We start from the raw sequence: 14983 nt of genomic DNA on the forward strand, positions 1-14983 counted from the left end.
CGGTCCCTCATTACTTCACTTCGCGGTAAAGCGTGTGACGACGGAGACGTGGGTTGTATTTGCGCAACTCGAGGCGCTCAGGGTTGTTACGTTTGTTTTTCTTCGTGATGTACGTGCGATCGCCTGTTTCTGTGCAAGCTAATGTAATTTTAACGCGCATTTCTTTCACTCCCATCTTAATGATGTTGTATCAAGTGCTTTTGCTTTACAGTCTAAGCATACTCAATTATCCTACCAAGTTTCTTGTGAAAAAGCAAGGTTATTTCACGTTCTTTTTCATTGATTCCTGTCCATATGGAGAAGTCTCTATAGGTAGGCATGTGTTGACGTTCTCGCTCACCTTATACCATTGTTTCAGGTCGTGAATCGAGATCTCTTCACCGACATAAACGCGTTCTGATGCAGAAAACACGCTGTTTTCGATTCGATGGATTGCATCGAACAAACCACCGTGACCATGCGGATTGCGAGTCGCTTCAAAGGACAACATAGTTGAGTATAACGGAATCGCAAGGGATTGCGCAAGTTCTCTTGCAGCAGGAATTGTCATCCAATCGAAGTGATGAATCACTTTGAAGGAAACACGTTTCGAAAGTTCATGTACTAGTTTTACATAGGCGATATTTTGTGTAGCCACCTGGTTCATAACATGCTCTAAAAATGGGCTAGTTGGGCGAACACGATACACATGTATGTTTCCTTGACGTTCATACTCAGGCAACTCGTCATGATATGGCGTTAATACATAGACGACTTCGCCATCGTCCGCTCTCGCCTCGATTTCATCGACGACCCGTCTTCCGAGTCCCCCTACGATATGACCGTGATATTCAGGCGTGAGTACTAAAATAGCTGATTTTTCATCTTCGCGCTCGATTGTCACATAGTAATCGTGAGGAGATAAGAACGAATCAATATCGATGTCTTCGTCTTGAAGGAATGGATATGCAGCATAATGATCATGTAGCAACTGTTCCGATACTCCATCCTGATAGAGTGCCGTTTCAAGTTCTGCAAAGAGTCGTGTGTGTTCACGGAACCGTTCGGCGGCATATTGCGCCGTCGTTTGCCCATCCAAGATGAACGCCCAGTCACTCGACACAGCCAATACGTAATGACGGATTAATTGTTTCAAGGCGCGATTCGTCGCTTCCGATTGATTACGATAGTCGGCCACATCTTTTACGAGTTGCATCTCCATCATGTGCAAATGACGAAGCATCCACTCATTTCTTTCGTTAATCCAAACTTCACCATAACCTTTACGCCCCCATGTATTCATCGACACGTGGACCGTCTGTAAATCTTTAAAGTGACGTTCAAGGAAGAGCGCTGGCGTGATGGTTTCAATTCCAAATTCAGCAAGTCTCTCTGCTACTTTCCCAAGAAACTCTGGCCCCTCAAACCACCAGTGACCGAACAACTCCGCATCGAACGGAGCCGTGACTAAAAATGGTGGGAATGTCTGAGCACCGTGCGCTTCAAGATGTGATTCTAACGTTTTGGCAAAATCGGTCGCATGGTTTTCAATTTGATGTTCCGCCCATTCGCGCACGTAGAAATCCTTTTGATCCGTATCACCCGTAATCCGGTGCATTTTTAAACCCGTATCAAAACGAATTCCTTCCGGATGCATGAAGGACTGGATATAGTCCCAGTCCCGATCGTATGCCAAATCGCGGTAAAACTCACGATAATCCGGATGGCCTGGATATCCGATCATCGAACTCCAAATTTTACCTGAAATGATTTGATCCCGAGGGAACAACGCGACGCCATGTGGTGAATAAACAGGGGCTCCAATTCCTTTCTCTGGCGTCGGATCTGCGTCGAGAAGAGCATGTTCATCGACAAATGTGTAGCGAATTCCTTCTTCATAAAGAATCCGATCAACTCCTGGTGTATAAGCACACTCTGGTAACCAGATGCCTGTTGGACGGAACCCATAATGACGTTCGAAACAGTTCAAACCTGTGCGAATCTCAGCGCGCGCCGCCTGTTCCGTGAAGAGATGTGGATTAAAGCCATGGGTTGCCGTACATGTCACCATGTCAATATAACCTGCCTCACGATATGTACGGAACGCCTCATTCAAATTTTTATTCCAATGAAGGAACGTATTTTTTAAATCGTGGTATCGTTGACGATAAAAATGTAACGTCGCTGTTTCTTCATCTGTTCGGTCCTCAGACAATTCGAGGGCAATCAATTCGAGCATATCGTCTAAGTGCTCCACATAGCGATCCTGAATGAGAGGATCGGCAAGCATTTCAACGACAGGTGGGGAAATACTAACCGTCCAATGCAAGGGACGCTTCAAGCGATCGACTTGCCATAGAATCGGAAGATATGTCTCAGAGATGGCCTCGTAAACCCATCTTTCTTCTAAACGGTGTTTCTCTTCATGCCTAACGTACGGTAAATGAGCATGAAGGACGAGTGAAAAGTACCCAGGTTTCATAATAAAAAGTCCTCCTTAACGCACGAGTCGGTATGCTGCATATTTTGGTAACGTATCAAGTAGTTCTGGAGAATCAACTTCCCCGTATTGCCAACGTCGGACCGGTTCTGCGAATCGTCCGACTCCTACTGGTTCTGCCCGCGGCGTATCAAGCGGATTTGATGCGACGATTGGGAGAAACTCCCCTTCCATCGTCCGAATCCCAAATTCAAACACATATGTCGTATTCGGGTCGAGAGGGCGAACGAACCAGCTGTTCGTCATTTCAGGAAGATCGAATGTATAGGAGCGGTTTGCGTGACCGCTATTGTAATCAAGTAACGTAACATCAAGGATGCGAAACGCCTTCGGCAATTCTTCCCAGCGTCGCATAAATTGAAGCGCTAACGTTTCTTTCACGAGATCAGATACTTCCCAGCATACATACACTGAGTTTGGAGACTGTACGACCGCATGCATAAAGTCCACGTTGTACCGATCGGGTAGCTTCCAGTATCCATCCGGACCCTTTTCAAGAAGTGGAGAAGTCGACACGTTGGCCGTCTCTTTCGCTGATGCCACTTGTTTGCGTGAGGTCGTCACCGACGTCTTCGCTTTCTTCGTTTCACGCTTTTGTTTCACAGGGGCAACCGCCTCCACTTCCTGTTGCTGATTTCTCCATTTCCGCCATGCGTATTGGACTTTGCCAATCGGGACGTCTAATTCTGCCGCAATCTGTTTTAACGTAAGACCTTGTTGTTTCAAGGACACGATTTTCTCTTCCATCTCTATATGGCTCCCTTCATGTAAAAATCCATGTAGACTATTATTCGCTCCTTGAGTTTGTATTCCTGCCCAAAAAAATAAAGAACAACAGCACTGTTGTTCTTTACCACTAATCTTATTGATTCAAATCATAATGTTTCCCTTTTTCGAGAAAAATTAAATGTTCTCCGAAGTTCGTCACATGATCGCCCATCCGTTCGAGGTATCGAGCGATGTTCGAGAATTCGTATACATCGTTCGTCCCAACCGTCATGGCCGGGAGAGAACCGATATATTGTTTAATCACCGTTAGGTTGATGTCATCAATCACGCGGTCCATCTCATTGAGTTCACGTACACGGCTCACTTCACCTTTGCGATAGGCACGTGTCGCTAGTTCAAGCATGTCAATCAACTGCTCAGCCATCTTCTTGAGTGGTTGAATGTCGAGAACATAGGGAACGTGCTCGATTCGTGTCACCGCTTTTGCGATATTTGTCGCATAGTCCGCAATGCGTTCAAGATCTGTCGCTGATTTCATCGTCACAATCAGACGTCGCAAGTCAGTCGCGACTGGCTGCTGTTTTGCAATCAACAGGATCGCTTCATCGTTGATTGTCAACTCCAACTCATCTAACTCGTTGTCGTTCTCAATCACCGTTTTAGCCAATTCAAGATCGTGTTTTTCTAACACTTCGATTGCCGTCGCCGTTTGACGCATCGTCAAGTTTGCCAATCGAACAACTTTATCTTCTAATTCAGTTAACTTCGTATCAAAAAATGTGCGGTTTTGTGCCATCAATCCAGTCTCCTCCTTAACCGAAACGGCCAGAAATATAGTCTTCCGTCCGTTTGTCAGATGGATTCGAGAAAATCTTATCTGTAACATCGAACTCGACAACTTCTCCATTTAAAAAGAATGCTGTTTTATCCGAAACACGGGCAGCTTGTTGCATGTTATGTGTCACGATGATGATTGAATACTGTTCTTTCAACTCTTGTACCAATTCTTCCACTTTTAGTGTAGAGATCGGGTCAAGGGCAGACGTCGGTTCGTCCATTAAGATGACATCCGGTTCAATCGCTAACGTACGCGCGATACAGAGACGTTGTTGTTGTCCACCTGAAAGTCCGTACGCATTCTCATTCAATCGATCTTTTACTTCATCCCAGATTGCCGCACCACGTAATGAACGCTCGACAATTTCATCGAGTACTTTTTTATTTTTGATTCCGTGCGTCCGCGGTCCATATGCTACATTGTCATAGACCGATTTTGGGAATGGGTTCGGTTGTTGGAATACCATCCCGACCGAGGTACGCAAATCTTCCACCTTGTATCCGCGATCGAAGATGTTACGACCATGGTATAAAATTTCACCGTTCGTCCGAACCGATGGCACGAGTTCGACCATCCGATTTAACGTCTTGATGAACGTTGATTTTCCGCACCCAGATGGTCCGATGATCGCCGTGACTTCATTCTTTTTAATATCGAGGTTGACGTCAATCAAAGCCTGGTCTTCTCCGTACCACAAGTTCAAATTGTTGACGACATAGGCGCTATCTTTTTTCATCTCAGTCGTTGTCGGTTCTGTCGTAGTTGTGTTCACGTTTTGATCTCCTTTGTTGAGCTCTTGTTGTTTCATCATCTCGAGCTTCCTCCTCATTCATCTGCAAAAAAGACTTAGTGTCGATTTGTATATTTGTTTCGAATATAGATTGCAACCGAGTTCATCGCGATGAGCATCGTCATAAGTACGATGATCCCTGCTGCCGCTAAGTTTTGGAACTCTGCTTGTGGTCGGCTCGTCCAGTTGTAAATCTGAATCGGGAGGGCCGTGAAGTCAGAGAAAATGTTACTCGGTGTTGTTGAAATGAATGTTGCCGCTCCGACCATGATGAGTGGAGCCGTTTCACCAATCGCCCGGGAAACCGCTAGGATAATTCCCGTGATGATTCCTGGTAACGCCGAAGGTAACACGACGTTAAATGTCGTCTGCCACTTAGATGCCCCGAGTGCTAGCGAAGCGTGTCGTAATTCCATTTTGACTGCTCGTAGCGCTTCCTGTGAGGCCACGATGACAATCGGCAAACTCATGAGACCGAGCGTCAAGGCGCCAGCCATAACCGAGTTCCCTAATTCCATGACTCGAACGAAAATCGTCAATCCAAGTAATCCGAATACGATTGACGGAACGCCTGCCAAGTTCGAAATGTTGACTTCAATAAACGAAGTCATGCGATTTTTCGGAGCGTATTCTTCCAAGTAAATTGCCGCTCCAACACCGATGACAAACACCATCGGTACGATCAATAGCATGAGCCATAACGACCCAATCAACGCAGGATATAATCCAGCCTGTTCAGGACGGCGCGACGGGAAGTTGCGCAAGAAATCGAGATCGACCCATCCTGCGCCCTTTGACACGATGTCATAAATCAACGTCGATAAGACAACGAGCGCAAAGACAAGTCCCGCCAAAAAGATGTACTTAAATATTTCATTCAATTGTAAACGTCGTTTAATTCGTTGAGACACGGTCTCACGATTCATCAAGTTCTTCGTATTCTTGAACTCACTGTTCGGTAAAGCCATATTAGTACTCCTCTCTGAAGCGGCGCGTCACCCAGTTTGCGAATAAGTTCATCAATAGGGTAAAGACGAACAACAACGCACCGACCGCATAGATACTGTAATATTCGATTGTGCCGTAACCTGCATCACCTTTGGCGATTTGAACGATATACGCTGTCATCGTCTGAATCGCATTGAGCGGGTTGAACTCGAAGTTCGGCTGTGAACCACCAGCGATGGTTACAATCATCGTCTCCCCAATCGCACGGCTCATTCCGAGAACGATAGAGGCGATGATTCCAGACGTCGCAGCAGGCATGACAACTTTCGTTGCCACCTCAAGACGTGTCGCACCTAAACCGAGTGCACCGTCCCGAATTTTCTTCGGAACAGCACTCATTGCATCCTCAGAAATCGAGGCAATCATCGGGATAATCATAATCCCGACGACAATCCCTGGGCTTAGTGCATTGTAAATTTGAAGTCCTGGGATGAGTGCTTGCAGAATCGGTGTAATGAATGACAAGGCGAAGAAACCGAATACGATGGTCGGCACACCGGCCAACACTTCTAGAATTGGTTTCAATACACGTCGTGCCCGTTCAGAGGCGTATTCACTTAAATAAATCGCAGACGCCAAACCGAGTGGGACGGCTACAATCATCGCAATCACAGTAATTTGGAGTGTTCCCATGACAAGGGCCCATACCCCGAAGCGCTGATCTGCACTAAGCGGGTACCATTCTGTCGATCCTAAAAATTCTGCGACAGGGACTCGTTCAAAGAACTTGAATAGCTCAAAGCCTAGTGTGAACGCAATACCAATGGTCGTGACGACCGATACGAATGCGCTCAAGAATAATAAGAACGGCATGATTTTATCAAACACGTTCGTCGTACTATATTTCTTTTGTTTATTTTGTTGAATCATCTCTCGAATCGAAAGCTTATTGTTCGGTTCATTCATCTCGTGTATCGCTCCCTACCTCTTCATACTAGAAAGCATGGCGAGAAGGCGAGACCGTGTCTCACCTTCTGCCACCTATCATCTTATTCTCCAGCGATTTCGTCGATCATCTTCATGTTTTCGTCGTAACGCGCTTGTTCCATACCGACATATCCTACTTCTTCAGAAAGCGCAGCAGCGTTCTCATTCATGAAGCGTGCGAATTCCGCAACTTGCTCTTTGTCTTTCAACGAAGCGTTGTTGACGTACGTGTAGATTTCACGTGAGAGTGGATAAGAAAGGTCATTGATTGTTTCTGGAGTTGGCTCTACACCCTCGACTGCCATGGCACGAAGCGTGTCTTGGTTTTCGATGTAGTATGCATATCCGAAGAATCCGATTGCACCTTCTGTTCCAGCTACACCCGTGACGAGGACGTTGTCATCCTCAGACAATTGTGCGTCTTCACGAATGTCCGTATCGTCAAGGACGGCTTCATTGAAGAAGTCAAATGTACCTGAGTCTTTACCTGGTGCGAAGAATGAAATCTCCTCATCTGGCCAGTCAGAGCGAACGTCTTTCCATGTTTTTACGCTTGTGTCCGTCCACATCTTATTCAATTCTTCAATCGTGATATCTTGTGCCCAATCGTTCGCTGGGTTAACAACAAGCGAAAGTCCATCAAGTGCAACCGAGAGTTGCGTGAATTCCACACCGTTTTTCTCAGCTTCGGCTGCTTCTTCTTCTTTGATTTCACGTGATGCGTTCGAGAAGTCTGTCTCTCCCGTCACGAAACGTTTGAAGCCACCACCCGTACCAGAGACACCGACTGTCACTTCAACTTCTGGTTGTTCAGCTGAAAATTCTTCTGCGACTGCTTCCATGATTGGGAATACAGTTGATGATCCATCCATGACGACTTTTCCTGAGAGCGCATCGCCGCCTTCAGCAGCGCCACCTTCTTCATTGTTCCCACAAGCAGCACCTACGAGTGCGACTGAAGTGATTGAAGCGAGTAAAGCTGATTTTTTCATCCAAGACATTTGTGACGTCCTCCTTGAGTTTGCTTTGATTTTTGTTGTGGATTTGTTGTTCTGTCCTACAATTAATATCCTAATGAACTTCTATTAACGAGAAATAAACGGAACGTAAAAGAATTGTAAAGACAAAAAAAGAAGTCACCGAAGTGACTTCTTTTACTGAAGCATTGCATTGACGTCTTCTAGATTAAAGTAAGCTTTCATGATGTCGTGCGCGACACGCGTATTGATTCCTTCCGCCTCAAGTCCAGGCATGATGATCGCCCAAGCGATTTCCGGATCATCGAACGGTGCCCAACCGACATGGTTTGAGTTCAATGTCTTAATCGGTTCTCCGTTCGCATTTCGTTTCGCCTGACCGTCTGCCCCTTCCGCGATTGCTTGAGCAGTTCCGGTTTTACCTGCAGCCGTCATACCGGTCTGCTGTAAAATGCGAGACGAACCGGACGCAGATTCAACCCCTTGACGATATCCTTCACGGACACGTTGAATGTATTCATCCTGGATATCGACTTTATTCAACGCATTCGGTTGGAACGTGCTCACGACTTGCTTATTGTTCTCATCAAGCGAACCCGGCTCAATGATTTCTTTCAGCAAGTGTGGTTGTACACGATAGCCACCGTTCGCCAATGCTGACGTATATTGCGCCAATTGAATCGGAGTATAAGAAATATACTGTCCGATCGACATATCCATCAGAAGCGTGACGCGGTCCGGGATGCTACGGAATCCGGTCGACTCAAACGGCAAGTCGATCCCTGTTTCGATTCCGAGACCGAATTGTTTATAGTAGTGTTCCATCGTTTCGAACGCCTGCGTGACATTTTCCCCGACAATTTGACCTGTCGAGTAATAATCAGCCAGACGCAAAGCAATTTGGAACATATAGATATTCGATGACATCGCGAGTGCATCTAAGTCGTTGATGTTCCCCATATTCCGGTAGGAAGCTTTCACTGACGAACCAATCCGAATCGGAGCATCATAAATATACTCTCCCGGTTTCACGACGCCTTCTTCGAATCCATAGGCGACCGTCGCCCCTTTGATGGTTGATCCGATTTGGCTGGCGCGAAGAACCGTTCCGGTCGATACATCCTTGAATTCGTTCGTTTCCAAATCGAGTTCTTGTCCAGATAAGGCGAGCAATTCACCCGTTTGTGGATTCATGACGACAGCGAATGCCCGGTCGAAATGAGGACTTCCAGAGCGCCCTGCGCGAATCGCCTTTTTCAAGATCTCATCGATTTCTTTTTGGAACTCGATGTCGGTCGATAAGACGATGTCTTTCCCTGGATTCCCACTCACTCGTGTCGGTTCACCGACCGGCTCCCCTTTATACGTCGTGAACACATCATAGGCCGGCGTTCCCCGAAGGACGTCTTCATACTGTTGTTCCAAGTAGGAGGTACCAACCCGGTCGTTCAACCCGTAACCCTTCGCCTGATAAGATGCACGTTGTTCCGCCGGAATTTGACGATAACTTCCTAGGAAACTCTTGAACGTCTCATCATACGGATAATCCCGTTGATAGTAAGGTTCGACACTCACTCCAGGCAACTGCTCTAAGTTCTCTTCGATGACCGCCATCTCTTTCGGGCTTGCACCGATTTTGATGACCTGTGGGTCGAGTGCATAGCCACTCTCCATATTGTGTTTAATGGCGATGATTTCTTCTGTCGCATCATCAAAAGTGATCTCTTCTTCGGTGATTGAATCGAGCAAAAGCCGGTCCACGTCTTGGTTAGACAATGCGGCCCGCTCCTCTTCCGATAATTCTTCCAATAACCCTTGAGTCCGTTCTTGCGCCAATTCCGGATTCGTTGCAATCCAGTAATCCTTTCGGTCTCGCTCCGTCATTTTACGGTCTTCTTTTGGAATGTCGACGATTTCCGCCAATTTTTTCGCTACGTCTAAACGTTCATCCGTCTTTGTCACTTGAGAGCGGCGATACATGACCGAGTAGTTTGAAATCGTATCCGCCAGCACTTGACCGTTCCGGTCGTAGATTTTACCTCGCGGCACTTCATATTTAATTTTACTCGACTCCGTTTTCTGTACTTCCCGAGCAATCAGTTCACCATTCACGATTTGTACGACACCCAATCGAAAAATGAGGGTCGCAAATAGAATGAAGACGATGAAAAATAGTAAATTTAAGCGTAACGGTAAGTGGTTTCGCCGTTTTTTCGGCACTTTTACCCGATTTTTTGCCAAGTCCGTTTACTCCCTCCACGTTCATTTCCTTCTATATTATAGAGGACAGGAATCCCTGTCGTTTTGTCCGATTTTCACTATATCATAATTTGTTTACAAATTAATGAAAACCACAAAAAAACCCGAGATTCGTATAAGAACCCCGGGTAAGACCAGCTTATTTTGCGTCAGCGTATAATTTCGCCACATAATCCCAATCGATGACATGGAAGAATGCGTTGATATAGTCAGGACGACGGTTTTGGTAGTTCAAGTAGTAAGCATGTTCCCATACATCAAGACCGAGGATTGGCGTAACACCTTCCATGATTGGTGAGTCTTGGTTTGGTGTAGACGTGACTTCGAGTTTCCCGTTCTTCACGACGAGCCAAGCCCATCCTGAACCGAAACGAGTCGTTGCAGCTTTCGTGAATTCGTCTTTGAACGCATCAAAGCTACCGAAAGACTCATCGATTGCCGCAGCGAGATCGCCAGACGGTGTGCCGTTCTCATTTTTCTTCAAGAGCTTCCAGAAGAACGAGTGGTTCCAATGACCGCCACCGTTGTTGCGGACAGCTGTTTGAATGTCAGCAGGAAGCGAATCGATTTTTTGAAGCAAGTCTTCGAGTGAAGAGTACTCCACATCTTTTCCTTCGAGTGCATTGTTTACGTTTGTGACGTAAGTGTTGTGGTGTTTCGTGTGGTGGATTTCCATCGTGCGTGCATCAATGTGTGGTTCGAGTGCATCATATGCGTAATCAAGTTGTGGTAATTCAAATTTAGCCATTACTAAAATCCCCCTTAAAAGTGTTTTGAACAACGTTCGTCTTAAATGTAACAGATATGTGACGGTCGACTCAATTGTAATGCTTTATTCGACATCTTCTTCTGGCAATGCCCAAACTGAAATCGACCCCGCCGACACTTTAAATACCCCAAATCCTTCTTCATCAATCTCAATTCGATCATCCAACGTATTCGTTAAATCGACCCATGTTTCACCGGCACGTTCTTCCCCGACAAACATTCTCTTTTCAGATTCATCAGAAGTTGAAATGAGGACGGCACATCCGGAACGTTCGATTTCCTCCACACCTTTTCGTACCCACCCGATGACGTTTGCATCATCAAAGTAATCATCCTGCTCCCCGTACGCTTTCTCTCGGCGCGCATATAGAAGCGTATCAATGGCGAGCTTCATCCCATCAGTCGGGTGAGGACCGTCTATACCGTAGTAATCGCCATAGAAGACACATGGATAACCATCTTTACGAAGTAAGACAAGACCATAGGCGATTTGCTTGAACCAATCTTTCACCCATGACTCAAGCGCCTCCTCGGGTTGTGAATCGTGATTATCTACGAACGTCACGGAATGAAGCGGGTGTGACTGAACGAGCGTATCATCAAAAATGGTTCGCATGTCAAACGCGGCCCCTTCCTCCGAGGCTTGATGTAATTTGTAATGGAGCGGGACATCGAATAAATCGACATGGTAATCGATATTATCGAGAAATTCACGACAGGCATCAAGGTCAGATTTCCAAAACTCGCCGACAAAATAGAATTGGTCACCTTTCTCTTCCCGCATCGTCTGACTGAACTCTTTTACAAAGTCATAGTTGATGTGTTTAATGGCGTCAAGACGGAATCCATCACATTTCGTCTCCTCGATGAACCATTTCCCCCAATTCAACACTTCTTCACGCACATCGGGATGGTGGTAATCGATGTTCGCAAACATTAAATAGTCATAGACACCGAATTCATCGTCGACGTTATCATTCCATCTTTTGTTTTCTCCGACAATAAAGAAAATACCGGAACGATCAGTCGCCGCATCATAATCCGTTCCGTTAAAGTGCGTGAAGTCCCATTTGAATGAAGAGTATTTCCCATCACGAGCTTCGTAATCAAATTTTGTCCATCCCTCGATTTCGAACGCTTCATCTGAAAGGACTTTCGTACGGTCGTCGGGATCTACTTCTAACACTTCAAACTTCTCGGTCGCATCCGCCCCGGCTTTATGGTTCATGACGACATCCATATAAATCTGCATCCCGAGTTCTTGTTGGCAATAGGCTGTCGCTTCAAGTAGTTCTTTTTTCGTACCGTATTTCGTGGCAATCGATCCTTTTTGATCGAACTCACCCAAATCATATAAGTCATAGATTCCATAACCGGTATCTTGATCACTTTGCCCTTTTGTGACAGGTGGTAGCCAAAGTGCAGTTATTCCTGCTTTATTTAAGTCGGCTGCTCTCTCTTTTAGTCGCTTCCAATGCTTTTGATCTGCCTCGACATGCCATTCAAAAAATTGCATCATGGTGTGGTTTCGTTCCATTTTGTCCGCCTCGTTTCATATTTTTCAAAAAACAAAATGCTAACGAGTATTTACCCAGCAATTTTAGATTGAAAACAAAAAAGCGACGTTCACATTGTGACGTCGCTTACGAATGGACCCTGTAGGACTTGAACCTACGACCGGACGGTTATGAGCCGTCTGCTCTAACCAGCTGAGCTAAGGGTCCTTATAAATAGCGGCGGAGGGAGTCGAACCCACGACCTCACGGGTATGAACCGTACGCTCTAGCCAGCTGAGCTACACCGCCATGTTGTTATACAGTAATAATATACTGAATATGTCTTGGAGTGTCAAGGAGTATTCCTTGCCGAATAAGAAAAAGCACCCCAAATTTCATTTGGAGTGCTTCTGATTTATACGGTTACTTCGTTTGCATCTTCAAGTGTGATTTCCGTGATGTTCATAGCATGGTCACCGATTCGCTCCAAGTTCGAGAGCATATCGACGAAGAACATACCTGCTTGTCCATCGCAAGCACCTGTGTTCAAACGAACGACGTGGTTCTTACGGAATTGACGCTCGAGCATGTCGAGTTTCGCTTCCATTTCAATGACTTTACGTGCTTCAATCATGTCACCGCTCCCCAACGTCTGAAGAGATTTCTCTAACGTCGCACGTGTGAGGTCGTACATTTCAGTCAATTCTTTTTGTGCATCTGTCGAAAGCGTCACTTTCGTAGCTGTCTTATAATCAATCAACTCGATGATGTTCTCAACGTGATCACCGATTCGCTCGATATCGTTGATGGCATGCATGAGTGTTTTGTGTTCTTGTGATTCTTGTTCTGTCAAATCAACGGCAGCCAATTTCACGAGGTAATCTGTAATTTTCGCATTCAACGAGTTCAATGCTTCTTCGATATGTGCCGACTTTTCAGCGTGCTTCTTGTCGCCAGTCGTCAAATAGTTGCGTGCTTCATCGAGACCGAGTTTTGCGAAATCTCCCATGCGGATGACTTCGTATTTCGCTTGCTCGACTGCAATCGATGGTGACTGTTGAATGAAGATCGGGTCTAAATGTTGTGCTTTCGTATCGACGATTGAGTCTTCACCAGGAACCAACTTCGTCACGATCCAAGCAATCGTTCCGATGAACCAGAACTGGATGAAAGTGTTGACGACGTTAAACGTACCGTGTGCGAATGCGATTTGCATCTTATCTTCAATCGCCAAGAGTTCTGTGATCCAATAGATATAGTTTGTGAACGGAACTAACAAGATCATAAAGATTGTCGTACCGATCAAGTTAAAGATGACGTGTGCCGCTGCTGCACGACGTGCGGCAACTGATGCACCAATCGATGCCAAAATCGCTGTGATCGTTGTTCCGATGTTATCTCCGAACAATACCGGTAAAGCAGCACCTAAATCGATGGAACCACCAGCATATAGCTCTTGCAAGATTCCGATCGTCGCAGACGATGATTGAACAATCACGGTAAATACTGTACCAACGATGACACCGAGGAACGGGTTGTCACTCATTGATTGCGTCAAGTCGATGAAATATTCACTTGAACGAAGTGGTTTCATCCCACTTCCCATTAATTCAAGTCCATAGAACAACATCCCGAAGCCAAAGAAAATTTGACCAAGGTGTTGTAATTTTTCTTTTTTAAAGAAGAACAACAATACTGCACCGATTGCAATGATTGGAAGCGCATATGCACCAACATCGAATCCGATGATGAACGCCGTCACCGTCGTCCCGATGTTCGCCCCCATGATGACCCCGATTGCTTGACGGAGTGTCATGAACCCGGCGCTAACAAGTCCGACCGTAATGACGGTTGTACCTGAAGATGATTGAATCAATACAGTAACGATAATCCCGGCGAGTACCCCAAGGAATGGATTCGTTGTATACTTATCAAGGATGTCTCGCAGGCGATTCCCTGCAGACTTTTGGAGTCCGTCTCCCATCGATTTGATCCCGAAGAGGAAGATCCCTAGACCTCCAAAAAACATGAATAACATTTCTTGCAAATTGTATTCCACGATTTTTGTACTCCTTTTAATTAAGAATTGGTTGGATTTGCTTGGTTTTTAATGCCCTACTCATTATGCCTTCATCGGTAGTATCATGTAAACACGTTTAATGTAAAAGTTTTATTAAAACACTGTACCATTTCATGCATCTTATTGACTTCTGTAATATAACAGATTGGAGTTTTTAGTATGTTGTCCACTATTTTGAAGTTCCTTCGAACAAGTCTTTTCCCATCTAAGCAAGTATTGCGTCTTCGTTTAGCCCCGCTCCATGCCTATATGGGAGCCACTCTCGTGTTGACGCTTCTGATCACTGTCTTGGACTTTATTGTGATTCGTCCTGATTTTTTCGTTCCGATGTGGCTATTCTTACACGGATTCGCCATTTTCTTTTTCTATTTACTTTGGGTCGCCATCATGGCTTTATACGTTCAGTTGGTTACAAAAGTCTACTCGAAAAACATGTGGGCCTACCGTCAAGCTTGGCCATATGCCGTGGCGATGACATTCGTCCCTACCGTTATATTAGTGGTGTTGTACCACATGAACCCGTCTCTTATATGGATTGGTTTCATCATTGGACTCGGATATATCACCTACCCTTTAACGAAAGTGCCAAAAAAAAAATAACGACAAGCGTCTTCGTAAACGCTTGTCGTTAT

Annotated in this window: 13 protein-coding genes and 2 tRNA genes; 1 reads left to right on the forward strand and 14 read right to left on the reverse strand. The window is 45.5% G+C overall.

The annotated features are described in order from the left end of the window. Positions 1-10 precede the first annotated feature (10 nt). The 14 genes from rpmG to GVY42_RS04790 form a co-directional block, all read right to left on the reverse strand. Positions 11-175, reverse strand: coding sequence for a 50S ribosomal protein L33 (gene rpmG, locus GVY42_RS04725; RefSeq protein ID WP_255313299.1), 165 nt, complete (start codon positions 173-175; stop codon positions 11-13). Positions 176-259: 84 nt separating this feature from the next. Further along, complete coding sequence (locus GVY42_RS04730) at positions 260-2461, reverse strand: 1,4-alpha-glucan branching protein domain-containing protein (RefSeq protein ID WP_159562477.1); 2202 nt, start codon at positions 2459-2461, stop codon at positions 260-262. Positions 2462-2476: 15 nt separating this feature from the next. Continuing rightward, positions 2477-3226 (reverse strand): DUF4912 domain-containing protein, encoded by a 750-nt coding sequence (locus tag GVY42_RS04735; RefSeq protein ID WP_159562478.1) that lies wholly within the window; start codon positions 3224-3226, stop codon positions 2477-2479. A gap of 115 nt (positions 3227-3341) precedes the next feature. Further along, a complete protein-coding gene (gene phoU, locus GVY42_RS04740) occupies positions 3342-4004 on the reverse strand; it encodes a phosphate signaling complex protein PhoU (RefSeq protein ID WP_147536519.1) in 663 nt (220 codons plus the stop codon). Between the two features lie 16 nt (positions 4005-4020). After that, positions 4021-4782: a phosphate ABC transporter ATP-binding protein PstB gene (gene pstB, locus GVY42_RS04745; RefSeq protein ID WP_224862754.1), complete on the reverse strand. Its 762-nt coding sequence runs from the start codon at positions 4780-4782 to the stop codon at positions 4021-4023. Between the two features lie 110 nt (positions 4783-4892). Further along, complete coding sequence (gene pstA / locus GVY42_RS04750; protein ID WP_159562479.1) at positions 4893-5804, reverse strand: phosphate ABC transporter permease PstA; 912 nt, start codon at positions 5802-5804, stop codon at positions 4893-4895. A 1-nt stretch (position 5805) separates the two neighbouring features. After that, positions 5806-6750, reverse strand: coding sequence for a phosphate ABC transporter permease subunit PstC (pstC, locus tag GVY42_RS04755; RefSeq protein ID WP_012726614.1), 945 nt, complete (start codon positions 6748-6750; stop codon positions 5806-5808). A gap of 83 nt (positions 6751-6833) precedes the next feature. Next, positions 6834-7772, reverse strand: coding sequence for a PstS family phosphate ABC transporter substrate-binding protein (locus tag GVY42_RS04760; RefSeq protein ID WP_159562480.1), 939 nt, complete (start codon positions 7770-7772; stop codon positions 6834-6836). A 153-nt stretch (positions 7773-7925) separates the two neighbouring features. Continuing rightward, a complete protein-coding gene (locus GVY42_RS04765) occupies positions 7926-9989 on the reverse strand; it encodes a penicillin-binding protein 2 (protein WP_159562481.1) in 2064 nt (687 codons plus the stop codon). Between the two features lie 157 nt (positions 9990-10146). Next, complete coding sequence (locus tag GVY42_RS04770) at positions 10147-10755, reverse strand: superoxide dismutase (RefSeq protein WP_074033338.1); 609 nt, start codon at positions 10753-10755, stop codon at positions 10147-10149. A gap of 84 nt (positions 10756-10839) precedes the next feature. Continuing rightward, positions 10840-12312 (reverse strand): alpha-amylase, encoded by a 1473-nt coding sequence (locus GVY42_RS04775; RefSeq protein WP_159562482.1) that lies wholly within the window; start codon positions 12310-12312, stop codon positions 10840-10842. Between the two features lie 113 nt (positions 12313-12425). Further along, positions 12426-12499, reverse strand: a tRNA-Ile gene (locus GVY42_RS04780). A gap of 7 nt (positions 12500-12506) precedes the next feature. After that, positions 12507-12580: transfer RNA gene (locus GVY42_RS04785), tRNA-Met, on the reverse strand. A 106-nt stretch (positions 12581-12686) separates the two neighbouring features. Next, positions 12687-14330 (reverse strand): Na/Pi cotransporter family protein, encoded by a 1644-nt coding sequence (locus tag GVY42_RS04790; RefSeq protein WP_159562483.1) that lies wholly within the window; start codon positions 14328-14330, stop codon positions 12687-12689. Between the two features lie 180 nt (positions 14331-14510). On the opposite strand from GVY42_RS04790, the gene GVY42_RS04795 reads away from it, so the two are divergent. Then, complete coding sequence (locus GVY42_RS04795; RefSeq protein WP_031423270.1) at positions 14511-14951, forward strand: hypothetical protein; 441 nt, start codon at positions 14511-14513, stop codon at positions 14949-14951. The last annotated feature ends 32 nt before the right edge of the window (positions 14952-14983 follow it).

Source organism: Exiguobacterium sp. 8A, from assembly GCF_902506275.1.
Taxonomy (GTDB): Bacteria; Bacillota; Bacilli; order Exiguobacteriales; family Exiguobacteriaceae; genus Exiguobacterium; species Exiguobacterium profundum.

Excerpts from the sequence above, each read along its gene's own strand:
- rpmG (WP_255313299.1), bottom strand. The coding sequence starts at position 175 with ATGGGAGTGAAAGAAATGCGCGTTAAAATTACATTAGCTTGCACAGAA.
- GVY42_RS04730 (WP_159562477.1), bottom strand. The coding sequence starts at position 2,461 with ATGAAACCTGGGTACTTTTCACTCGTCCTTCATGCTCATTTACCGTAC.
- GVY42_RS04735 (WP_159562478.1), bottom strand. The coding sequence starts at position 3,226 with ATGGAAGAGAAAATCGTGTCCTTGAAACAACAAGGTCTTACGTTAAAA.
- phoU (WP_147536519.1), bottom strand. The coding sequence starts at position 4,004 with ATGGCACAAAACCGCACATTTTTTGATACGAAGTTAACTGAATTAGAA.
- pstB (WP_224862754.1), bottom strand. The coding sequence starts at position 4,782 with ATGAAAAAAGATAGCGCCTATGTCGTCAACAATTTGAACTTGTGGTAC.
- pstA (WP_159562479.1), bottom strand. The coding sequence starts at position 5,804 with ATGGCTTTACCGAACAGTGAGTTCAAGAATACGAAGAACTTGATGAAT.
- pstC (WP_012726614.1), bottom strand. The coding sequence starts at position 6,750 with ATGAATGAACCGAACAATAAGCTTTCGATTCGAGAGATGATTCAACAA.
- GVY42_RS04760 (WP_159562480.1), bottom strand. The coding sequence starts at position 7,772 with ATGTCTTGGATGAAAAAATCAGCTTTACTCGCTTCAATCACTTCAGTC.
- GVY42_RS04770 (WP_074033338.1), bottom strand. The coding sequence starts at position 10,755 with ATGGCTAAATTTGAATTACCACAACTTGATTACGCATATGATGCACTC.
- GVY42_RS04775 (WP_159562482.1), bottom strand. The coding sequence starts at position 12,312 with ATGGAACGAAACCACACCATGATGCAATTTTTTGAATGGCATGTCGAG.
- GVY42_RS04795 (WP_031423270.1), top strand. The coding sequence starts at position 14,511 with ATGTTGTCCACTATTTTGAAGTTCCTTCGAACAAGTCTTTTCCCATCT.